This is a genomic window from Novosphingobium chloroacetimidivorans, assembly GCF_014204535.1.
GTDB classification, from domain to species: domain Bacteria; phylum Pseudomonadota; class Alphaproteobacteria; order Sphingomonadales; family Sphingomonadaceae; genus Novosphingobium; species Novosphingobium chloroacetimidivorans.
Genome location: NZ_JACHLR010000009.1, coordinates 170,523 through 191,908 on the forward strand (window position 1 = coordinate 170,523; position 21,386 = coordinate 191,908).

At 66.9% G+C, this 21,386-nt stretch carries 21 protein-coding genes; 9 read left to right on the forward strand and 12 right to left on the reverse strand.

The genetic code is table 11. The annotated features are described in order from the left end of the window. Positions 1 to 46: 46 nt before the first annotated feature. Positions 47 to 1,414: a DUF4403 family protein gene (locus HNO88_RS12065; protein ID WP_312857067.1), complete on the forward strand. Its 1,368-nt coding sequence runs from the start codon at positions 47 to 49 to the stop codon at positions 1,412 to 1,414. A 71-nt stretch (positions 1,415 to 1,485) separates the two neighbouring features. On the opposite strand, the gene HNO88_RS12070 is transcribed toward HNO88_RS12065, so the two are convergent. The 10 genes from HNO88_RS12070 to HNO88_RS12115 all read right to left on the reverse strand — a co-directional run bounded on the left by HNO88_RS12070 (position 1,486) and on the right by HNO88_RS12115 (position 11,502). After that, complete coding sequence (locus HNO88_RS12070) at positions 1,486 to 3,558, reverse strand: prolyl oligopeptidase family serine peptidase (protein ID WP_184245516.1); 2,073 nt, start codon at positions 3,556 to 3,558, stop codon at positions 1,486 to 1,488. Between the two features lie 196 nt (positions 3,559 to 3,754). Next, positions 3,755 to 4,177, reverse strand: coding sequence for a 50S ribosomal protein L17 (rplQ, locus tag HNO88_RS12075; protein ID WP_184245440.1), 423 nt, complete (start codon positions 4,175 to 4,177; stop codon positions 3,755 to 3,757). 236 nt (positions 4,178 to 4,413) lie between these two features. Then, positions 4,414 to 5,481: a DNA-directed RNA polymerase subunit alpha gene (locus HNO88_RS12080; RefSeq protein ID WP_184245442.1), complete on the reverse strand. Its 1,068-nt coding sequence runs from the start codon at positions 5,479 to 5,481 to the stop codon at positions 4,414 to 4,416. Positions 5,482 to 5,600: 119 nt separating this feature from the next. Then, positions 5,601 to 5,990 carry a 30S ribosomal protein S11 gene (rpsK, locus tag HNO88_RS12085; protein WP_007011846.1) on the reverse strand — a complete coding sequence of 130 codons (390 nt, stop codon included), beginning with the start codon at positions 5,988 to 5,990 and terminating at the stop codon, positions 5,601 to 5,603. A 61-nt stretch (positions 5,991 to 6,051) separates the two neighbouring features. Next, the gene (gene rpsM / locus HNO88_RS12090) at positions 6,052 to 6,420 is read right to left on the reverse strand and encodes a 30S ribosomal protein S13 (RefSeq protein WP_184245444.1); all 369 of its coding nucleotides are present in this window, start codon (positions 6,418 to 6,420) and stop codon (positions 6,052 to 6,054) included. A gap of 481 nt (positions 6,421 to 6,901) precedes the next feature. Next, positions 6,902 to 8,020, reverse strand: a complete 1,119-nt coding sequence (gene dnaN / locus HNO88_RS12095; protein ID WP_184245447.1) for a DNA polymerase III subunit beta — start codon at positions 8,018 to 8,020, stop codon at positions 6,902 to 6,904. 361 nt (positions 8,021 to 8,381) lie between these two features. Further along, entirely contained in the window at positions 8,382 to 9,146 is a 765-nt protein-coding gene (gene fabG / locus HNO88_RS12100) for a 3-oxoacyl-[acyl-carrier-protein] reductase (protein ID WP_184245449.1), read from the reverse strand. 1 nt (position 9,147) lies between these two features. Beyond that, on the reverse strand, positions 9,148 to 9,588 hold the full coding sequence (locus HNO88_RS12105; RefSeq protein WP_184245451.1) for a GxxExxY protein: 441 nt from the start codon (positions 9,586 to 9,588) through the stop codon (positions 9,148 to 9,150). Between the two features lie 60 nt (positions 9,589 to 9,648). After that, complete coding sequence (gene fabD, locus HNO88_RS12110; RefSeq protein ID WP_184245453.1) at positions 9,649 to 10,584, reverse strand: ACP S-malonyltransferase; 936 nt, start codon at positions 10,582 to 10,584, stop codon at positions 9,649 to 9,651. Between the two features lie 90 nt (positions 10,585 to 10,674). Further along, a complete protein-coding gene (locus HNO88_RS12115) occupies positions 10,675 to 11,502 on the reverse strand; it encodes an LD-carboxypeptidase (RefSeq protein WP_184245454.1) in 828 nt (275 codons plus the stop codon). Between the two features lie 315 nt (positions 11,503 to 11,817). Between HNO88_RS12115 and HNO88_RS12120 the strand changes: the two genes are divergently transcribed. After that, positions 11,818 to 13,239 (forward strand): UDP-N-acetylmuramate--L-alanine ligase, encoded by a 1,422-nt coding sequence (locus HNO88_RS12120; RefSeq protein WP_184245456.1) that lies wholly within the window; start codon positions 11,818 to 11,820, stop codon positions 13,237 to 13,239. Positions 13,240 to 13,408: 169 nt separating this feature from the next. On the opposite strand, the gene HNO88_RS12125 is transcribed toward HNO88_RS12120, so the two are convergent. Beyond that, entirely contained in the window at positions 13,409 to 14,356 is a 948-nt protein-coding gene (locus HNO88_RS12125; protein WP_184245458.1) for a DUF808 domain-containing protein, read from the reverse strand. Between the two features lie 152 nt (positions 14,357 to 14,508). On the opposite strand from HNO88_RS12125, the gene HNO88_RS12130 reads away from it, so the two are divergent. The 7 genes from HNO88_RS12130 (at position 14,509) to HNO88_RS12160 (ending at position 19,704) form a co-directional block, all read left to right on the forward strand. Further along, positions 14,509 to 16,509, forward strand: coding sequence for a transglycosylase domain-containing protein (locus tag HNO88_RS12130; RefSeq protein ID WP_184245460.1), 2,001 nt, complete (start codon positions 14,509 to 14,511; stop codon positions 16,507 to 16,509). A gap of 63 nt (positions 16,510 to 16,572) precedes the next feature. Next, on the forward strand, positions 16,573 to 17,067 hold the full coding sequence (locus HNO88_RS12135) for a GNAT family N-acetyltransferase (RefSeq protein WP_184245518.1): 495 nt from the start codon (positions 16,573 to 16,575) through the stop codon (positions 17,065 to 17,067). 69 nt (positions 17,068 to 17,136) lie between these two features. Next, a complete protein-coding gene (locus tag HNO88_RS12140) occupies positions 17,137 to 17,811 on the forward strand; it encodes a trimeric intracellular cation channel family protein (RefSeq protein WP_184245463.1) in 675 nt (224 codons plus the stop codon). Between the two features lie 136 nt (positions 17,812 to 17,947). Continuing rightward, complete coding sequence (gene rpsF, locus HNO88_RS12145) at positions 17,948 to 18,310, forward strand: 30S ribosomal protein S6 (RefSeq protein ID WP_184245465.1); 363 nt, start codon at positions 17,948 to 17,950, stop codon at positions 18,308 to 18,310. Positions 18,311 to 18,313: 3 nt separating this feature from the next. Beyond that, a complete protein-coding gene (rpsR, locus tag HNO88_RS12150) occupies positions 18,314 to 18,538 on the forward strand; it encodes a 30S ribosomal protein S18 (RefSeq protein ID WP_008994285.1) in 225 nt (74 codons plus the stop codon). A 14-nt stretch (positions 18,539 to 18,552) separates the two neighbouring features. Beyond that, positions 18,553 to 19,146, forward strand: coding sequence for a 50S ribosomal protein L9 (rplI, locus tag HNO88_RS12155; RefSeq protein WP_184245467.1), 594 nt, complete (start codon positions 18,553 to 18,555; stop codon positions 19,144 to 19,146). A 276-nt stretch (positions 19,147 to 19,422) separates the two neighbouring features. Then, positions 19,423 to 19,704, forward strand: coding sequence for a hypothetical protein (locus HNO88_RS12160; protein WP_184245470.1), 282 nt, complete (start codon positions 19,423 to 19,425; stop codon positions 19,702 to 19,704). A 236-nt stretch (positions 19,705 to 19,940) separates the two neighbouring features. Here the strand turns inward: HNO88_RS12160 and HNO88_RS12165 are convergent, their stop codons facing one another. Beyond that, complete coding sequence (locus HNO88_RS12165; protein WP_184245472.1) at positions 19,941 to 20,819, reverse strand: OmpA family protein; 879 nt, start codon at positions 20,817 to 20,819, stop codon at positions 19,941 to 19,943. Positions 20,820 to 21,386: the final 567 nt, after the last annotated feature.

Below are 21,386 nucleotides of genomic sequence, written 5' to 3' on the forward strand. Positions count from 1 at the left end.
CCACCGAACCCCGAACGAGGCTCCTCCCCGCGCGACCGATACCATCGTGATCAAGCCACAGGCATCGGTCATCGCCGTGCCCATCCAGGCCGATCTGGGCCGCCTTGCCATCGCCCTCGAACGCGAGATCCCGCGCGAACTCTGGTCGATCGACAAGCCCGACCAGATCTGCGTGCCGAGCGACAAGGTCAAGGTGCTGTTCGTCAAGGTGAAGACCCCGACCATCAAGTGCCGCATCGTCGGCCAGGTCACCCGTGGCCGCCTCGCCCTGTCGGGCTCGGGGCGCACGCTGATCGTCACGATGCCGGTCCATGCCGTGGTCCACGCGCGCGACATCGGCGGCGTCCTGCGGCAGGAAACCGCCACCGCCGATGCGCGCGTGCAGGCACGCGTGGAGCTGGACATCGCGCCCGACTGGAGCCCCCGCGGCAAGGTCGATCTTGCCTACAAGTGGACTGCCCCGCCGCATATCGAGTTCATGGGCCAGACGATCGACTTGTCGGAACAAGCCGACGCCAAGCTGAAGGGCGTCGTCGCCAGGCTGGAGCGCACCCTCCCCGGCGAACTGGGCGCATTGCACGTGCGCGAACAGGTTCAGCAGGCCTGGAACGCTGCGTTCACCTCGCTGCAGCTCAACCGGTCCAACCCGCCGGTGTGGATGCGGGTTTCGCCCCAGCAGCTGCAATACGGCGGCTACGCGATCGCCGACAATCGCCTCACCTTGCGGCTGGGACTGAGTGCCGTGACCGAGACTTACGTCGGTGACCGCCCGCCCGACCCTGCGCGCACGCCGCTGCCGCCCCTGCGCCGCCTGAGCGCCAACCCGGGCAAGTTGAGCTTCTTCATCCCGGTCATCGCCGACTACCGCCAGCTAGAACCCGTGCTGATGAAGGCCTTGCGCAAGCGCTCTGCCCGGCCTTTCCAGGTGCCCGGCATGGGGCCGCTGTGGGCGCGTTTCAACAAGGCCACCATCTACGGCACCAGCGGCGGCCGCATCGCCGTGGGCCTGAACTTCAACGCCAGCGACGAGGCGAACACCCTCGGCGAGGCGCGCGCGACGGTGTGGATGACGGCGGTGCCAATCAACGAACCGAACTCGCGACAGGTCCGCTTCACGCAGTTCGAAGTGACCGGCAGCACCGATCGCACGGGCGGCGACCTCGTCATCGAACTCGCCAATGCCCCCGGCCTCGACCAGACGATCGCGGGCGCACTCACCCAGAATTTCGAGCGGGACTACGACAAGCTGATGGTCAAGATCGACCGCGCCATCCAGCAGAAGCGCGAAGGCGATTTCGTGATCCGCGCCAAGGTGGAGGATGTCCGGACCGGCTCGCTCAAGGCGACGGGGCAAGGCCTGTACCTGCCGGTGCGCGGAACCGGCACCGCGAGCATAACCCTGGCGCCGAACTGAGCCGGGTTCGTCATCCCCGCCAGGAACGCGGATGACGAAGTGCTGTCCGACTGTCAGGGGGCGCGCTCAGATCATTGCGGCGTTCCCAAACCCGACCACTTCGCCAGGAACGCCAGGATGTCGGCGCCCTCGTCGATCACCTTGTCGGTCGGCTTGCCCGAGCCATGCCCAGCCCGTGTCTCGATGCGGATCAGGTGCGGTTTGTCGCCGGCCTGCGCATGCTGGAGCGCCGCCGTGTACTTGAAGCTGTGCCCGGGCACCACGCGGTCGTCCGTGTCCGCCGTGGTCACCAGCACCGCCGGATAAGCCACGCCCGAGCGGATATTGTGGTATGGCGAGTACTTGCGCAGCACGCGGAAGTCGGCCTCCTTTTCGGGATAGCCGTAATCGTCCACCCAGTAGCGGCCGGCGGTGAAGCGATCGAAGCGCAGCATGTCCATCACGCCCACCGCCGCGTTGGCCGCCGCGAACAAGTCCGGACGCTGGTTCACCACCGCGCCGACCAGCAGGCCGCCGTTGGAGCCACCCTGGATCGAGAGGCCGCCCTTGGGCGTGATCCCCTCTGCGATCAGGTACTCACCCGCGGCGATGAAGTCGTCGAACACGTTCTGCTTGTTGGCAAGGCGTCCGGCGTCGTGCCACTCCTTGCCGTACTCGCCGCCGCCGCGCAGGTTGGCCATGGCGAAGGCGCCGCCCGCCTCCAGCCAAGCCATGCGCACGGCCGAGTAGCCCGGCGTCAGCGAGATGTCGAAGCCGCCGTAGCCGTAGAGCAGGGTCGGCTGCGCCTTGCCCGCTGCGGCGGCTGCCTTGTTGCGCACCACGAACATGGGCACCTTGGTGCCGTCTTTCGAGGTGTAGAAGCGCTGCTCGATGAGGTACTTGGCGGGATCGAACTTGATCGCAGGCTGCGCGAACGGCTCCGACTTGCCCGTCGCGATGTCCATGCGATAGATCGCCGCGGGCTGGTTGAAGCTGGAGTAGGCGTAGAACGTCTCGGGGTCGCCCGGCTTGCCGTCGAAGCCGGACGCCGTGCCCAGTCCCGCCAGAGTCAGGTCGCGCACCGACTTGCCGTCGAGCCCGACGATCTCGGCATGGCTCGCCGCGTCCTTCAGGTAGTTCAGGACCAAGTGATTGCCGATGATCGTCGCGCGTTCGAGCAGCTCAACCCGTTCGCCGACCACTTGCCGGAACTGCGGCTCGCGCTCGGCCAGGTCGATGACGACCAGCTTGTAGTGCGGCGCATCCTTGTTGGTGACGAACCACAGCTTCGTGCCGGTGCTGGCCACGAGCTTCCAGTCGTTGGTCGCCTCGGCCACCAGCGTGCGCGGGTTCCAGCCATCGCGGGTGCGGCGCTGGAGATCGACGTAACGGACCTGCTGGCGTCTGTCGGTCCCACTGCTGCTGCGGATGACCAGGTAGCGGCCATCCTGCGTGACATCGGCCTCGTGATTCAGCTCGCGCTGCTCAGGCGTGGCGAACACCAGCTGATCGGCATCCTGCGGCGTCCCCAGGCGGTGATAGTAGACCGCGTGATCGTAGTTGCGACCTTGGAACGCCGTGCCTTCGGCGGGCGTCGGGAACCGCGAGTAGACGAAGCCTTCGGCGCCGACCCAGTCGATCTGGGTGAACTTGGCCCAGCGCACCTCATCGGGCAACTGCTTGCCGGTGGCGACATCGAGCACATGGAGCAAGCGCCAGTCGCTGCCGCCGTCCTGCACGCTGAACAGCAAGTGCTTGCCGTCCTCGGATGGCTTCCAGCTGTCGAGCGCGGTGGCGCCGTCCTTGGCCCAGCTGTTGGGATCGAGCAGCAAGCGGGGCGTGCCACGCAGGCCCTCGCGCACGAACAGCTGCGCCTGGTTCTGCAGGCCCGAATTGCGCGTGTAGAAGTACCGCCCGCCAGCCTTGGTCGGCAGGCCGAAGCGCTCGTAGTCGATCAGCTCGCGGATCTTGGCCGCGAACCGGCCCCGCTGCGGCAGCGTGTCGAGGTATTGACGCGTAACGGCGTTCTCCCGCTCCACCCAGTTCGCCACTTCCTTGTCGTTGCGCACGTCGTTTTCGAGCCAGCGATAGGGATCGGCGATCGCCTCGCCGAAATGCTGCTCGACGAGTGGTTCGCGGCGTGTCTCGGGATAGTTCAATTTCATGGTGTCGGCCCAGGTCGGCGAGGTGGCAAGAGCGGTTACGGCGAGCACCGCCGCAAGGATCGAGCGCGAGCGCCCGGAGCGAGAAGCCAAGTGGGTATCTCCAGCATAAAAAACAAAGCGGCCCCGAGCATTAGCGCTCGGAGCCGCCCTGGCAATTGCCGGATGTTCAGTGCCCCGGACTTACGGGGCAAGAGGCTCAGGCCTCTTCGTATTCCTCGACATCGGTGTTCACCGGGCCCGAATCCTGGCCCTTGGCGTCGACGTCGCGATCGACCAGTTCGATGATCGCCATCGGCGCAGCGTCCGAACCGCGGTAGCCGGCCTTGATGATGCGGGTGTAACCACCCTCGCGGCCGGCATAACGCTCGGCGAGAGCTGCGAACAGCTTCTGCTCCTGCGTCTCGTCCATCAGGCGCGCATGCGCCAGACGGCGGTTCGACAACCCACCGCGCTTGGCCAGCGTGATCAGCTTCTCGACATATGGACGCAGCTCACGGGCCTTGGGCAGCGTGGTCTGGATCTGCTCGTGCTTGATCAGCGCTGCGGCCATGTTGCGCAGCAGGGCCGTGCGGTGGCCAGTGGCGCGCTGCAGCTTGCGGCCGCCCATCTTGTGACGCATGTTCTATACTCCGTTCGTAAGGGGCCCGTGTGAGGTAGCCCGGTCCTGGTGGCTGTGAGGCCGCCACCGTTGCCTGATCCTCAAGGGATCGAAACTCTTCGTCATCCCCGCGAAGGCGGGGATCCATCTCCCGAGCTCGCCTAAACCGAAACACCTGGAGCTGGATTCCCGCCTTCGCGGGAATGACGAGGTATACTTGCTACTTCGCTTGCAGCGAGACCATCGCGCTTCTTGGCTCAGCCAAGAAGCTCCTGCTCGAGCTTCTTGGCCATCTCTTCGATGTTCTCCGGCGGCCAGCCGGGGATGTCCATGCCGAGGCGCAGACCCATCGAGGACAGCACTTCCTTGATCTCGTTGAGCGACTTGCGGCCGAAGTTCGGCGTGCGCAGCATCTCGGCTTCGGTCTTCTGGACCAGGTCGCCGATGTAGATGATGTTGTCGTTCTTGAGGCAGTTGGCCGAACGCACCGACAGTTCCAGCTCGTCCACCTTCTTGAGGAGGTAGCGATTGAGCTGGTTGGTGTCGCTCTCTTCGGCAGCGGCGCCACCGCCGGCAGCCATGCCGATCATCGGCGACTGGCCGGTCGGGGCCACGTCCTCGAAGTGGACGAACAGCGTCAGCTGGTCCTGCAGGATGCGCGCGGCGTACGCCACGGCGTCCTCGGGGCTGACGGTGCCGTCGGTCTCGACCGTCAGGTTCAGCTTGTCGTAGTCGAGCTCCTGCCCGATGCGCGCGTTGTCGACCTTGTACGACACCTGGCGCACCGGCGAGTAGAGCGAGTCGACCGGGATCAGGCCGATGGGCGCGTCGACCGGACGGTTGGCGACCGCGGGAACGTAGCCCTTGCCGCTGTCCGCGGTCAGTTCCATGTTCAGCGTCGCGCCCTCGTCAAGGTGGCAGATCACGAGGTTCTTGTTCATCACCTCGATGTCGCCGGTCACCGCGATGTCGCCGGCCTTGACCTGGGCCGGGCCCGTGGCGGAGAGCTGGAGGCGCTTGGGGCCTTCGCCCTGCATCTTGAGCGCGATCTGCTTGACGTTCAGGACGATGTCGGTGACGTCTTCACGCACGCCGGCCAGCGAGCTGAACTCGTGCAGCACGTTCTCGATCTTGATCGAGGTGATGGCCGCGCCTTGCAGCGAGGAGAGCAGCACGCGGCGCAGCGCGTTGCCGAGCGTCAGGCCGAAGCCGCGCTCGAGGGGCTCTGCTACGAAAGTGGCGCGCAGCTTGGGGTCAGCCCCCGGCTTGATCTCAAGGCTGTTGGGCTTCTTGAGTTCCTGCCAGTTCTTGATGTTGACTGTCATGTGCTTCCCCTGGGGTAATTCAGTGCGACTTCGGCCGCGAAGCCCTGATGGGCCGCGGCCGATGCGAGGTGGAGGTCGACCGGCCTAGGAACCCGGTCCACGCTCCACCCAAAGTCCGGTCAGACGCGGCGACGCTTGGAGGGGCGAACGCCGTTGTGCGGGATCGGAGTCACGTCGCGGATCGAGGTGATGGTGAAGCCGACTGCCTGGAGGGCGCGCAGGGCGCTCTCACGGCCCGAACCCGGGCCCTTGACTTCGACTTCGAGGGTGCGAACGCCATGCTCCGCAGCCTTCTTGCCGGCGTCGTCGGCGGCCACCTGGGCGGCGTAGGGCGTCGACTTGCGGCTGCCCTTGAAGCCCATCATGCCGGCCGAGGACCACGAGATCGCGTTGCCCTGGGCGTCGGTGATGGTCACCATGGTGTTGTTGAAGCTGGCGTTGACGTGCGCAATGCCGCTGGTGATGTTCTTGCGCTCGCGGCGCTTAATGCGCTGAGGTTCGCGTGCCATGTGGGTTGATCCTGTCGAAAAACGCTGAGGGAAAGCTGCGGCCTATGGAAGGCTGCGCGGCTTACTTCTTCTTGCCGGCGATCGGCTTGGCCTTGCCCTTGCGGGTGCGCGCATTGGTGTGCGTGCGCTGGCCACGGACCGGCAGGCCCTTGCGGTGACGCAGGCCACGGTAGCAGGCGAGGTCCATCAGGCGCTTGATGTTCATCGCGGTCTCGCGACGAAGGTCACCCTCGACGGTGTGCTCGGCGTCGATCGTCTCGCGGATCTGGAGCACTTCGGCGTCCGAGAGATCCTGGATGCGACGGGCATGGTCGATGCCGAGCTTGTCGGCGATCTCGACGGCCTTGGTGCGACCGATACCATGGATGTAGGTCAGCGCGATGATCACGCGCTTGTTGGTGGGGAGGTTTACCCCGGCAATACGAGCCACTTAATTCTCCTGCTCCACAGGGGAGCCAAGGCACCCCTATCTCATAGCGTTGACGCTCTTGTGACAGAAGGGATGATCCCAACGGCAACAAGCCCGCTTGGCGAGGCACGCATGCCGATTGCCGTTAGCGGACGCAGCCGTTTCTGTCGAGCGAGGGGCGCGCTTAGAACGATTCGGGTGGGGTGTCAACGCCGGGGCGGCATGGGTGCGGCACCCCTCGCCGATGGATCCGAAGGGTGGTTGCGATCGCCGGCGATTATACCCAAAGGCAACGGAGCCGTCAAAGGGCGTGATCTTCGGCGGTATGCCGCCGGCCTATGAACCACCCGCTAAGATCACGTTCGTCGCCCCGGACTTGATCCGGGGCCCCGCGTTTCTTTACAAAGGTCGCAGGAAGAAGCGGGATCCCGGGTCAAGCCCGGGATGACGGATACTGGCTAGTATGCGTTCTAACCGTCGAACCACGGCGTTTGCCGCGACCCTAGACCCGCATCGGCATCAGCACGTAGAGCGCGGGGCTCTTGTCGTCCTGACGGATCAGCGTCGGCGCGCCGGCATCGGCAAGGTGCAGCTCGACCGTGTCGCCTTCGATCTGCCCGAGGATGTCCTTGAGGTAGTTGGCGTTGAAGCCGATCTCGAAGCCCTCGGCGCCATACTGCGCGGGCACTTCCTCGGCGGCGGTGCCGTTGTCGGGCGAGGTGACGGACAGCGTGACCCGATCGGTGTCGAGCGCCATCTTCACCGCGCGGGTCTTCTCGGTGGCGATGGTCGCCACGCGGTCCACGCCCTCGAAGAAGCTCTTGGGATCGACGCGCAGCAGCTTGTCGTTGCCCGTCGGGATCACGCGGCTGTAGTCCGGGAAGGTGCCGTCGATCAGCTTGCTGGTGAGCACCACGCCATGCTCGCCGCCCAGCGTGAAGCGCACCTTGCTGGCCGACAGCTCGACCAGAACGTTGGTGTCGAGCGATTCCTCCAAGAGCTTGCGCAGCTCGGCGACGCACTTACGCGGTACGATCACATCGGGCATGCCCTGCGCGCCATCCGGGCACGTCAGGGTGAAGCGCGCGAGGCGATGGCCGTCGGTCGCCGCGGCCTTCAGCTGGTCCTCGGCGACGTGGAAGAAGATGCCGTTGAGGTAGTAGCGCGTCTCTTCGGTCGAGATCGCGAAGCGAGTGCGATCGATCAGCTGCGCCAGCGTCGCCGCGGGCAGCTCGAAGCTGGTGGGCAGTTCGCCGTCCGCGATCATGGGAAAATCGTCACGCGGCAAAGTGGGCAGCTGGAAGCGGCTGCGACCGGCCTTGACCACCATGCGGTTGTCGGCGGCATCGAGGCTCACCTGGCTGCCGTCCGGCAGCTTGCGCGCGATGTCGAACAGCAAGTGCGCCGAAACGGTGATCGCGCCCGGCTGCTCCACCGAAACCGCGCCGATCGTCTCCACCACCTGGATGTCGAGGTCGGTCGCCATGATCCGCAGCGCCCCGCCCGAGGCGGCCTCGATCAGCACGTTCGAGAGGATCGGGATGGTGTTGCGCCGCTCCACCACGGACTGGACGTGGGACAAGCAACGCAGCAGCGTGGAACGTTCAATCGTGGCCTTCATGATCGCCTCATGTCCCCCGGTACGGCCGGCAGTTCGCGCAAGTGAATAAGGACCACCCTCTCTAGCGAGGAGTCTTGGGTCAGCAAGCAGGATCAGGCGGCAGTGGCGGGTATCTGGGGATAAGCGCGGGGATTGTGGCTCTCCGCCCATGTCCGCCGCGACGAACCTGCCTTCGTCATTCCCGCGAAGGCGGGAATCCATCTCCGGCGCTCACCGGTCGCCTAGGCCAACGACTGGGAGCCACGGTGCGGCATTGCCACGCGTTGCGCGCAATGCAGCTTCAAGCGCGAGGTCAGGAGATGGATCCCCGCCTGCGCGGGGATGACGAGAGTTGTTGATTGGATGTGAGAGCCAGGAACCCTCAGATCATCGCCATGCCGCCGTTGACGTGGATCGTCTGCCCGGTGACGTAGCCCGCATCCTTGCTGGCGAGGAACACGCAGGCCGCCGCGATGTCCGCGCCCTCGCCCATGCGGCCCATCGGGATCTTGGCGTTGAGGGCGTCCTTCTGCGCGTCGGGCAGCACCTCGGTCATGGCGGTGCGGATGAAGCCGGGAGCGACGCAGTTGACCGTCACGTTGCGGCTGGCCAGCTCCTGCGCCAGGCTCTTCGACATCGCGGTAAGGCCGCCCTTGCTGGCGCAGTAGTTCATCTGGCCGGGGTTGCCGGTGGTGCCCACGATCGAGGTGACGGTGATGATGCGCCCGAAACGCGCCTTCATCATCGGCTTGGTGACCGCGCGCATCAGCCGGAACGCGGACTCCAGGTTCACGCGGATGACGGCGTCCCACTCCTCGTCCTTCATGCGCATGGCCAGGTTGTCGCGGGTGATGCCGGCGTTGTTGATCAGGATGTCGATCTTGCTGAGCGAATCCAGCGCGGCCGGGACCAGCTTCTCCACCTGTTCCGCGTTGGAGAGATCGCAAGCGATGGCGACGTGATCGACCTCCTGCACGTGCTGGGGCCGATGCTCGTCGAGCTCGTCGCGAAACGCGCGCAGCTTGACCTGGTTCGAGCCCGAGATCGCCAGCCGCGCCCCCTGCGCCGCCAGCCCGCGGGCGATGGCGGACCCGATCCCGCCCGAAGCGCCGGTAACGAGGGCGGTCATTCCGTGAAGGTCGAACATGTCACTCTCCGTAATCAGATTTCACGCGGAGGCGCGGAGACGCGGAGCGGCCTTCGGCCGGTCGATACCCGTTGACGATGCGCCGGATACCCTCCTTCATCGTCTCCCCACCGAAGTTGAGGAGCAGCCCTACGGGCTGGTGGAGCAAGCGCAAGTAGGTGAGCAACTGCTTGCCGTGCACTTTACTGAGTTGGTCTACCGACTTGATCTCGAGGATGAGCCGGTCCTCGACAATCAGGTCCGCCCGGAACGCACCCGCAATCTCGAGACCGTCGAACCTGATGTCGACAGGCTTCTGCCGGTCGACCTTCCAGCCCGCACGCTCCAGGCTGGCCGCCAACACGGCTTCATAAGCACTTTCGAGAAGCCCCGGCCCCAGCTCACGATGAATACGGATCGCCGCATCCACGACCTCCGCACTCAGACGATCGATCTCGACCATGCGCCCCTCCGCGTCTCCGCGCCTCCGCGTGAAACCCGGTCTACAACAGGACCCCGAAAATCAAAGCGCCTTCGCCAGTGCTTCGATCTCGTCCATCGTCGAGACGGAGGTCACCTCCACCTCGCCGGCCGAGCGCTTGATCATGGGGCCGACGACCTTGCCGCCCAGTTCGACGAAGTGCTCGACACCGGCCTCGCGCATGGCGATCGCGCTTTCGCGCCAGCGGACGCGGCCGGTGACTTGTTCGACCAGGAGGCGCTGCACTTCGATCGGATCGGCGGTCATCGCCGCGGTCACGTTGGCGAAGAGCGGCAGGCGCAGCGCGCCGGGCGGGGTGTCGGCAAGCGCCTCGGCCATCGCGTCGGCGGCCGGCGCCATCAGCGCGCAGTGGAACGGCGCGGACACCGGCAGCAGGACGCCGCGCTTGATGCCATGCTCCTTGACCAGCGCGATCGCGCGCTCGATCGCCTCGCGGTGGCCGGAGAGCACGACCTGGCCGGGATCGTTGTCGTTGGCGACCGAGCAGACCTGCCCTTGCGCGGCGGCCTCGGCGAGCGCGGTGGCCTTCTCGATGTCGGCGCCGAGCAAGGCGGCCATGGCGCCCTGCCCCACCGGCACCGCCGCCTGCATCGAGCGGCCGCGCAGCTTCAGGAGGCGCGCGGTGTCGGCCAGGCTGAACGCCCCGACCGCGCACAGGGCGGTGTACTCGCCCAACGAGTGGCCGGCCACGAAGTCGCACTTGCTCGCGAGCGTGATGCCGCCTTCCTTCTCCAGCACGCGCAGCACGGCGATGGCGTTGGCCATGATCGCGGGCTGGGCGTTCTCGGTGAGAGTCAGCTGATCCTCGGGCCCCTCGCGCATGATCGTCGACAGCTTCTGGCCGAGCACGTCGTCGACCTCCTCGAACACCTCGCGCGCGGCGGCGCTAGCGGCGGCGAGGTCCGCGCCCATGCCGATCTTCTGGCTGCCCTGACCGGGAAATACGAAAGCACGCATGGCGACCACTCCGTTTCATGGCTCTCGGAAAAAGCGCGAGCAGCCGCCGTCCAGTTTACCTGTGACGATTCGATGACGTGGCGCGGCGGACTATTGAGGTTGTGGGCGCGGGGCAAGCCCGAACGGCACGATCCTGTTGGCGGCGTCGTGGCCGATGTCGGCGCTGCCGAGGAAGGCGATGGCGTGCCGCTCGCACCAGTGACGCGCGATCTCCTCGGCCGACATGCCGAATTCACGATCGTTGACCGGCACGTCGCTCACCCGGCCAAGACGCAGGCCGGCGACGCCGCCGAGGTGCGCGGTCACGTGGAAGAACAGCCGATCGACGGCATAGAGGTGCTCGGACACTTCCTCGACCATGACGACGTGGCCGGCGAGCCCCGGCATCAGGGGCGTGCCGCACAGCATCGCCAGGGTCATCAGGTTGAACGCCACCGTCGGCCGCTCGCCTGCACTGGGTTCGACACCGGATCGGTCGCCGCTCACGTAGCGCAACACCCGCCGCGCCGCCTCGTCGCCGCCCTCGCGTCGCAGGCACGCCAGCATCGGGGCGTGGACCGGATGGCCGATGCGCTCTCGATAGAGCGCGCCCAGCAGGTAGCCGGCATCGGAGTAGCCGAGCCAGGTCTTGCCCCGCGCCGCGCGGTCGAAGCGGCGGATCGCATCTTCGGCGATGCGACACGCGCCATAGCCCCCGCGGGCGAACCACACCGCGTCGAACGACGGGTCGTTGGCGCATTCGACCAGCGCGTCGAGGCGCTGCGCATCGCTGCCGGCGAAGTGACCCTCGACGAAGAAGCACTGGGGGTGGACGTGAAGTTCGACCTCCGGGAACTCGGCAGCGACCAGCGCGCGCGCGCGGTCGGCGTCCTCGGACAGGATCGGGGCGGAGGGTGCGCAGACGGCGATGCGGATCATGGTCCGGGACCAAAGCACCTTGCGAAGCGGATTGCCAGCGAAGGCGGCAGAGTCCGCCGTCAGACCATCGGTCCAACGACACCCAACCTTCTCCGTCGCCCCGGGCTTGACCCGGGGCCCCGCTTTTCTGCTCCGGCCTCGCCGAAGGAAGCGGGATCCCGGGTCAAGCCCGGGATGACGAGGCTGTGGCTGACCCTCAAAGACGAGGTTGTGGGTGACCCTCAAATAATAGCAGCCGCCACGGTGGTGTTGGCTAAGCTTTCCCCGAACCTGCCGACTGGCAACCGACGCTGCGGTGCGTTATCCGCCTTGCGCATGACCGTGCCCACCACCGACCTCACCGCCCGCCCCTGGTTCTTTTGCGGTATCGGCGGCTCGGGGATGTTGCCGCTCGCATTGATCCTCAAGGGCCTGGGCGCCACTGTCGCCGGCTCCGACCGCAGCCGCGACCAGGGACGCGGCGAGGCCAAGTTCGCGTGGCTGGAAAGCGAGGGCTTCCACCTCTTCCCGCAGGACGGCAGCGGCGTGACCTCGCGCGACCAGGTTTTGGTCGCCTCCGCAGCCGTGGAGGACACCGTGCCCGAAGTGGTCCGTGCCCGCGAGCTGGGCTGCGAGCGGATGAGCCGCGCGCAGCTGCTCGCCGCGCTGTTCAATGCCAGCCCGCGTGGAATCGCGATCGGAGGCACCAGCGGCAAGTCGACCGTTACCGGGATGATCGGCTGGATCCTCACCGCCACTGGCCGCGACCCGACGATCATGAACGGCGCGGTGATGAAGAACTTCCGCGCGCCCGACGCGCCTTTCGCCAGCGCCCGCGTCGGCCAAGGCGGCGTGTTCGCTTCCGAGGTGGACGAGAGCGACGGCTCGATCGCGCTCTACCGTCCCGACGTGGCGGTGCTCGGCAACGTCAGCCTCGACCACAAGAGCCTGGAGGAACTGCGCGCCCTCTTCGGAGACTTCCTCGCCGCGGCGCGGGTCGGCGTGGTCAACCTGGACGATGCCGAGAGCGCCGCCCTGGCCTCCCGCGCCCGCGAGCTGCTCAGCTTCGGCATCGAGAGCCCGGGCGCGACGATCGGCGTGGAGCCCGGTAGCGTGGTGCAATGGGCCGACGCGATCGAGGCGCGCGTGGTCGACCGGCGCAGCGGCGCGGGCCACGCGCTGGTGCTGCATCAGCCCGGGCGGCACAACCTCTACAACGCGCTGGCGGCGCTCGCCGGCTGCGTGGCACTGGGCGTGCCGCTGGGCGAGGCGGTCGCGGCCCTCGGCAGCTTCGCAGGGTTGGCGCGCCGGTTCGACGTGATCGGCACCAGCGCCTCGGGCGTGACGGTGATCGACGATTTCGGGCACAACCCGGACAAGGTCTCGGCCACGCTGGCGACGCTCAAGGCGCATCCCGGCCGCGTCATCGCGTTCTTCCAGCCGCACGGCTATGGTCCGTTGCGACAGATGGGCGCAGAACTCGCCCAAGTGTTCGCGCAGAAGCTCGGGGGTGAGGACGTGGTGCTGTTGTGCGACCCGGCCTATTTCGGCGGCACCGTCGACCGCAGCCAGGGCAGCGAGCGGATCGTCGACCTGATCCGTGCCGCCGGAGGACAGGCTGAGTACGTGCCCACGCGCGAGGGTTGCGGCGACCGGATCGTCGATCTGGCGCAGCCGGGCGACCGCGTGGTGATCATGGGCGCGCGCGACGATACGCTGACGACCTTCGCGCAGGATGTGCTGGCGAGACTGCGTTGAGCTCCTCTCCCCGCCGGGGAGAGGATAGCGAAGCTTGTTCCGCAAGGAACTAGCGTAGCTTGGAGAGGGCTGAGTGCGCACGCTGCCCTCTCCAACTTCGGCTAGATGCCTTCGGCACCAAGCCTGCGTATCCTCTCCCCGACGGGGAGAGGAACACTATCCGTTTCTTTCAATGCGCCGTCTTGCCCCTTGCCTTGGCCACCAGATGCACCGCGAACGCGATCACGCCGCCCAGCACCAGGCCGACGATGGCCGACAATACCGCATAGGTCAGCCAGCCCAGCACCCCGCCCAGGGATCCGGTCGCATGCGCCACGGCATGCTGCGCGTCATGCGCCAGGTGCGCCAGCGTGCCGAAGCCGAGTTCCTCGGTTCCGTGCAGGATGATCCCGCCACCGACCCATAGCATCGCCACCGTGCCCACGATCGAGAGCACCGCGAGCAGGATCGGCATCGCGCGAAGCAGGCCCCTGCCGGTGCCTTGCGCCGCCGCGCTGTCCTTCTTGGTCAGATGCAGGCCGATGTCGTCCATCTTCACGATCAGCGCCACCGCGCCATAGACCATGACCGTGATGACCACGCCCACCAGGGCCAGGATCACCGCGCGCCCGACGAAGGTCTGGTCGGCCACTTCGGCGAGCGCGATGGCCATGATCTCGGCCGAGAGGATCATGTCGGTGCGCACCGCGCCCGAGATGCGCGCCTTCTCGAACGCGGCGACGTCGGTCGGCTTGTCCTCCAGCGTCTCGCCGTGCTTGGCGCCGCCCAGCTTTTCGAGCACCTTCTCCGCGCCCTCGAAGGCGAGATACGCGCCGCCGATCATCAGCAGCGGGGTGATCGCCCAAGGCAGGAACTGGCTGAGCAGCAGCGCGACGGGCAGCAGGATGACCAGCTTGTTGAACAGCGATCCCTTGGCGATCGCCCAGATCACCGGCAGTTCGCGATCAGGGGTGAAATCGGTCACGTAGGACGGCGTCACCGCCGCGTCGTCGATCACCACGCCGGCGGCCTTGCTGCCGGCCTTGGCGATGCCGGCGCCGACATCGTCGACCGAGGCCGCGGCGGCCTTGGCGATCACGGAGATGTCGTCGAGCAAGGCGACGAGACCAGATGGCATGGCTGTAAGCTCCCCTGTTGCAACCGCGCCCGCTCTGGCCGATTCCAGGCGACAATGCGAGAACGAAGGCGGAAATGCGTGGCTCCCCACGCGGTTGCATCCTCGATTGGCCAGGAGCGTTACAAAACAATGCGCGGATTGAACGCCGGGACATGACGGACACGGCGCCTCCCACACCTTTTGCCCAGCAGCGCAGCTTCGTGGCGCGGCATGCCCGCGCGCACCCCCTGCTCGCGCTGTTCCTGCTGGCGCTGCTGGCGCTGGTGCTCTGGCAGACCTGGACCGCGCCGCCCTGGCGCCTCAACGCCGCGCCACGGCTGGCGGGCGTCGACTTGCTGGACGCCAGCGGGAAGGTCTTCGCGCACCGCGGTCCGCGCCCCTCCGAGCGGATCGATGCCGCCAGGCTGCCCGACGACGTGCGCGACGCCTTCCTCGCCATCGAGGACCGCCGCTTCTACAGCCACGGCGCGCTCGACTATCGCGGCCTGGCGCGCGCGGTGCTGACCAACCTGCGGGCCGGCGGCGTGTCGCAGGGCGGCTCCACGATTACGCAGCAATACGTCAAGAACGCCTTCCTCACGCACGATCGCACCTGGACGCGCAAGTTCAAGGAACTGCTGCTCGCCGACTGGGCCGAGAACTGGATGAGCAAGGACGAGATCCTCTCGCGCTATCTGGAGCACGCCTATTTCGGCGCGCAGCAGACCGGGCTTGCCGCCGCCTCGCGCTACTACTTCGATCGATCGCCGGAGAAGCTGTCGCTCGGCCAGGCGGCGATGCTGGCCGGGCTGGTCAAGGCGCCCTCGCGCCTCGCACCGACAGTCGATCGCACGGCGGCGCGCGCCCGCATGCGCGTGGTGCTCGGCGCGATGGTCGATGCGGGGTTCATCACCGAGCGCGATGCCAGGCGCGTGCGCAACCCGCGCGTCGTCTCCAGCGGCCGCACGCGCGAGAGCGCGGGCTGGTTCGCCGACTGGCTCTACACCCGCCTGCCCGACGACAGCACCGGGCGCATCGCCACCACGCTGGAGCCCGAAATCCAGCGCCGGGCCGAGCGCGTGGTCGATCAGGCGCGGCTGGACGGCGCAGAGATCGCGCTGATCGCCTTGCGCCCGGATGGCCGGGTCGCCGCCCTCGTCGGTGGCAAGGATTGGCAGCCCGGCGCCTTCAACCGTGTCAGCCAGGCCAAGCGCCAGCCGGGCTCCACCTTCAAGCTGTTCGACTACTTCGCCGCCTTCCGCGCCGGCGCACGCCCCGACGACGTGGTGTTCGACGCGCCGATCGCGGTGGGCGAATGGCGCCCGACCAATGGCTACCGCGGCTATCGCGGCCCCATGACCCTGCGCGAGGCCTTCGCGATCTCCAGCAACACCGCCGCCGTGCGCATCGCCCGCGCCGCCGGCTACCGCGAAGTGGTCCGCGCCGCGCATGACCTGGGCATCGCTTCCGCCTTGCCCGAGGGGGCGCCGAGCCTTCCCCTCGGCACCGCGACGCTGACGCTGGAGGAGCTTGCGGGCGCCTATGCCGCCTTCGCGCTCGGCCGCTACCCGGTGGTGCCGCATGGCCTTGCCGAGGGCACCAAGCCGCCGGCCAAGCGCCTCGACGAGCGGCGCGAGTGGGCCCCGATGCTCGACCTGCTGTGGGAAGCCGCGAATGCCGGCACCGGCCGCCGCGCCGCCTCGCTGCGGCTGCCCACGTTCGGCAAGACCGGCACCTCGCAGGATGGGCGCGACACGCTGTTCGTCGGCTTCTCGGGCGACCTCGTCACCGCGATCTGGATCGGGCGGGACGACAACAAGCCGATCCCCGGCGCCAGCGGCGGGCATTTGCCAGCGCAAGTCTGGCGCTCGTTCATGAGCGGGCTGCGCCTCAAGCCGATCGACATCCCCGCCCCGCCGCGGGCGGCCCGCGAGCGCCGCCTGTGGGGCGCGGAGGACACGCCCGGGTTCGAGGACGAGGCCGCTCAGGCACCGGGCGACGAGTCTCCGGCGATCACCCTGCCGGTCGATCCCTCGCAGCTGCCGCCAGGACCGCCTTTCCAGCAGGACAACGGTCCGCCAGCGGTCATCCTGCCCGGCGCTCCGGCTCCGCAGCCCGAAGGCGACCAGCCGGAGGACGAGGATGGCCCGGGCGTTCCCGAGGACCCGGTCTAGGCTTGCTCCCACCCTGCTGGCCCTTCGATGTCGGTCGAGGTGAACCATGCTATGCCGCCTGGCATGCGCCTCGTCACTCAACGCCTGGTCCTGCGCCCGCCCGAGCCGGGTGACCTCGACGCCTTGCACGCCATCCTGCGCGATCCGCGCGCGACCCGCTACTGGTCGACGCCGCCGCATGCCGCGATCGAGCGCACGCGCGAGTGGCTGGACACGACGCTCGCCACCCGGCCGCACGAAGGCGAGGATTTCATCGTCGAGTTGGATGGCTTGGCGGTCGGCAAGGTGGGGCTCTACCGCTTCCCGGAGATCGGCTTCATCTTCCACCCGGATGTCTGGGGTCAGGGCATCGCGTCCGAAGCGCTCGCCCCGGTGCTGGAGCGTGCCTTCGCCGTGCACGGGCTGGCGCAAGTCACCGCCGACGTCGACCCGCGCAACGCCGCCTCGCTCGCGCTGCTGAACCGTCACGGCTTCCGAGAAACCCACCGCGCCGCCCGCACCTGGCTGATCGGCGAGGAGTGGTGCGACAGCGTCTACCTGGCGCTGGCCAGACCTTGAGCGTCTACTGCGTCGAGAGCACCTGTCCGCGGGGTGACGTTGCCGCGCCGGTGCACTAGGCACACAGCCATGGCCCCCGTACTTGCCGCGCTCTCGTCCCATCCGCTCGCGATCGGCGCACTGCCGCTCGATCCGCCCTTGCAGGTGCTGCTGCCCTGGCTGGACCTGGCCGGCCTCTCGGTCTTCGCCGCCTCGGGCGCGCTGGCGGCGGTGCGAAAGCGGCTGGACATCGTCGGTGCCTGCTTCTTCGCGCTCGTCACCGCCACCGGCGGCGGCACCTTGCGCGACCTGCTGATCGGCGCGCCGGTGTTCTGGATGCGCGATCCCGCGCCGGTGCTGATCTGCCTCGGCGTCGCGCTCGCCGCATGGTCGATACCCCTGCGCTGGTGGCCCGAGCGCGCGCTCGACTGGTTCGACGCCGCCGGGCTTGCCGCCTATGCCGTCTACGGCGCGGGCAAGGCGCTGCAGTTCGGCATCTCGCCGATCCCCGCCGTCGCCGCGGGCGTCATCACCGCGTGCCTGGGTGGCGTGATTCGCGACATCACCGCCGGCGTACCCTCGATCCTGCTGCGCCACGAGCTCTACGTCACCGCGGCGCTGGCGGCGGCGACGCTGTTCGTGCTGCTGACCTCGTACGGCGTCGCCGCCCCACTCCCCGCCCTGCTCGGCACCGCGATCGGCTTTGCCCTACGCGGCGCCGCGATTGCCTGGAAGCTGACCTTGCCGGCGCATAAGGGAACGTAGCTCCAAGCAGTCCGAAGCCGCCGCCCTTGCCTTCTGCGCGAACCTGTGTATGTGCCGCCGCTTGAAAGAAAGCCGGAGGGGCCCCGCAATCGTGCGGATCAGCCAGCGATCGGTTACAGATGTGAAGGACACCGCCGTGGCTCATTATGAGCACGTGTTCCTGGCGCGCCAGGATCTGAGCCAGTCGCAAGTCGACGCGCTCGCCACCACCGCCACCGAGATCGTGGAAGCCAACAACGGCAAGGTCGTAAAGACCGAGTCGTGGGGCCTCAAGAACCTCGCCTACAAGATCAAGCGCAACCGCAAGGCTCACTTCGTGATGCTCAACCTCGATGCCGACGGCGCCGCCGTTGCCGAGCTGGAGCGTCAGACCGCCATCAACGAGGACATCATCCGCTGGGTGACGATCCGCGTCGACGAGCACGAGGAAGGCCCCTCGGTGATGATGCGCAAGTCCGACCGCGAGCGTACTCGCCGTCGCGAACGCGAAGGAGCCTGACACATGGCACGCGCCTTTTTCCGCCGCCGCAAGTCCTGCCCGTTCTCGGGCAAGAACGCGCCGAAGATCGACTACAAGGACGTGCGCCTGCTGCAGGGCTTCATGTCCGAGCGTGGCAAGATCGTCCCCAGCCGCATCACCGCGGTTTCCGCCAAGAAGCAGCGCGAGCTGGGCCAGGCCATCAAGCGCGCCCGGCACATCGGCCTGCTTCCGTACATCGTGAAGTAAGGAGGGCGAGACCCATGGACATCATCCTCCTGGAGCGCGTCGAGAAGCTCGGCGCCATTGGCGATGTCGTTTCCGTCAAGGACGGTTACGCCCGCAACTACCTGCTCCCCAACAAGAAGGCCCTGCGCGCGAACGATCGCAACAAGCAGGTCTTCGAAGCCAACCGCGCCCGCATCGAGGCCGAGAACGCCGAGCGCCGCTCGGACGCCGAGAAGCACTCGTCGGACGTCGAGGGCAAGCAGGTCGTCCTGATCCGCGCCTCGTCGAACTCGGGCCAGCTCTACGGTTCGGTCTCGGTGCGCGACATCGTCGACGCGCTGAACGAAGACGGTGCCAAGGTGACCAAGCAGATGATCGTGCTGGAACGCCCGATCAAGACGCTCGGCATCTTCGACGTGCGCGTCTCGCTGCACCCCGAAGTCTCGGTGGGCGTCAAGGTCAACGTCGCGCGCTCGCCCGATGAGGCCGAGCTGCAGGCGCAGGGCGTGGACGTCATGGCCTCGATGTTCGAAGCCGACACCAGCGGCTTCACCGAACGCCGCGACCCCAGCCTCGAGCCGGGCGAAATCGTCGCCGACGAGGACGAAGGCGAAGAGCAGCAGGCCTGAGCCTGGCGCTTCACAGCTGACAAAGAGGCCCTCGCTTCCACATGGAAGCGGGGGCTTTTTGTGTTTGTCAGGGTCAGTGAATTCGCGGCCGCTATCGCCCCACTTGCGGACATTAACTGAGGCGTGTGATAGTGCGGAGCATGGCCGCTCGCGCAATCGCTTTTGGACTTATGGTGATCGTTATCGTGCTCGGTATTATGTTCTCGACTGGCATGTTCATGCATGGCGACTGACGCACCATTTGCAGACGATCCGGCTTGCAGTTAGCATAGCCTCATGGAAGGCACCTCGATCATCAGAACGGACGCCGTGTTCCTCGTTCGCTTACTCGCTCAGTTGACGGCAGTTACCTTGCTGGTTTGTGTCGCGTTGCTAATGGTCAATGAGGCAAGCTTCTGGTCGCGATGGAACCTGCTTTGGGTTGCCGGTATCCCGTTCGCCGTCTCTCACGCGTTCAACCGAGATGCTCGCAGGCGGGCCATCATGGGCTTCTGCCTCATTCCATGGTCTCTGGTCTCTATCTTCGTGGGGATCGCTTCGTTCGCCATTGAGCCCTAACGGCAGCTTCCCACCAAAACTCGACGTCACCATGAACCTTGTTGCAGGGTTCATCAGGCACGGAAGCTCGATGCGCTGATCAGCAAACCGCCACTTCCGTTTGCGCCAGCGGCGATCGAGGTTGAAGGCAGCATGGATCCTGAAACAAGTTCAGGATGACGGCCGACCTTGGATCGATCCGTCGGAAGCGCGCACGCTTGAGAAGGCGGGGCGAGCCTCAGCCCGCCCCGCTTTCATCAAAGCCCGTCGAGGCCCTTGCTGACCAGCACGTTCACCGTGACGCGGCGGTTCTGCGCCTTGCCTTCCTCGGTGCTGTTGTCGGCCATCGGGTCGGCCTCGGCCATGCCGGTGGGGGTCAGCATGCGGTAGGGCTTCCACTTGCAGGCCTGCTGCAGGTAGTTGACCACGCGGCCCGCGCGCTTGTCGCTCAGCTCCTGGTTGTACTCCTCGCTGCCGACCGAGTCGGTGTAGCCGACCACCAGCAGCAGCGCATTGTCCATGCTCTCGGCGGTCTTGGCGGCATTGCACAAGTCGGCCTTGGCCTGCTCGGACAGGTTGGACTTACCGGTGTCGAAGTTCACGTTGGTGGTGCTCTTGACGTTGTACTGGTCGATGTCGCCCATGCGGCCGCGCAGCGCCTCGGTCGCCGCGCTCTGCTCGGCAAAGCGCTGGTCGGTGCCGTTGTGGATCATCGTCGCGGTCTTCAGGTCCTTGTTCTTCAGGTCGACCTGCGTTGCCAGCAGCACGCCGTTGCCCTGCAGCGTCTTCACCGTGACCGGCAGGCCGTTCAGCAGCGAGGTCGCCGCCAGCTTGCTGCGGTTGAGGTTCAGGAACCCGCCCGCCGCCTTGATCTTGGTCGCATCGTTGATGGTCACGACCGACTTGGTGCCGTCCTGCGCCGTGACCTGCATCCGGTCACCACTGCGTGCCGAGATGATGCCCTCGATCTCCGGACCCTTGGTCATCGCGGCAGGATCGGGCACCGTCGTATCGGTGACGCTGCCGGTCACGCCGGCGTCGCCGGGATCCTGGGCCTGCGCGTTCAAGGCGGTGGCGGTTCCGGCCAACAGGGCCGCGATCATAAGCGCCTTGCGGCTGTGAGAGATGAAACGCATGGGTCTGCTCCTCCAAACTGGCCCGGGGAGGAACCGCAGCTCGGCCACCCAGCGCTTTCGCGATGGCACATCCGACCGACACGTCCCCTCCGTCCCGCATCGCGAGACAGGCGGCACGGCGCCGCCCCTGGAACCACCATGCGTGTTCAGGATCACATGTCGCGTAGATGAACGCTATCGGCGCAGCCTGTGTTCACACAGGCGATACGAGGTCTCAGCACGACAAACCGAGGTGGATCGTTTCCGGATCATGTCAGGAAGCGATTCGGAGATCGTGCGGGATTCACGCCTATCTTGACATATAGAACCATTTGGGTTATATGCCGCAGCACTGGAGCCAGGTGAAAGCTTGGCTTTCGGTACACGGCGGGTGCGGGTGAGCGAGGCCTCGTTCGACCAACCCCGCACCATGCGGCCGGCGCCTAGAGACGGGCGCCTGCACCCCTGATGCGAAGCCTTATCCCGCCTGGATGCGACACACTGCACTTCCAGCCCGGAGCCGGCACAGTTCCCGCGAGCCTTGCCCGCCGGCGCTTCGCACCAACAAGGCCGAGTTGGCGGCACGCT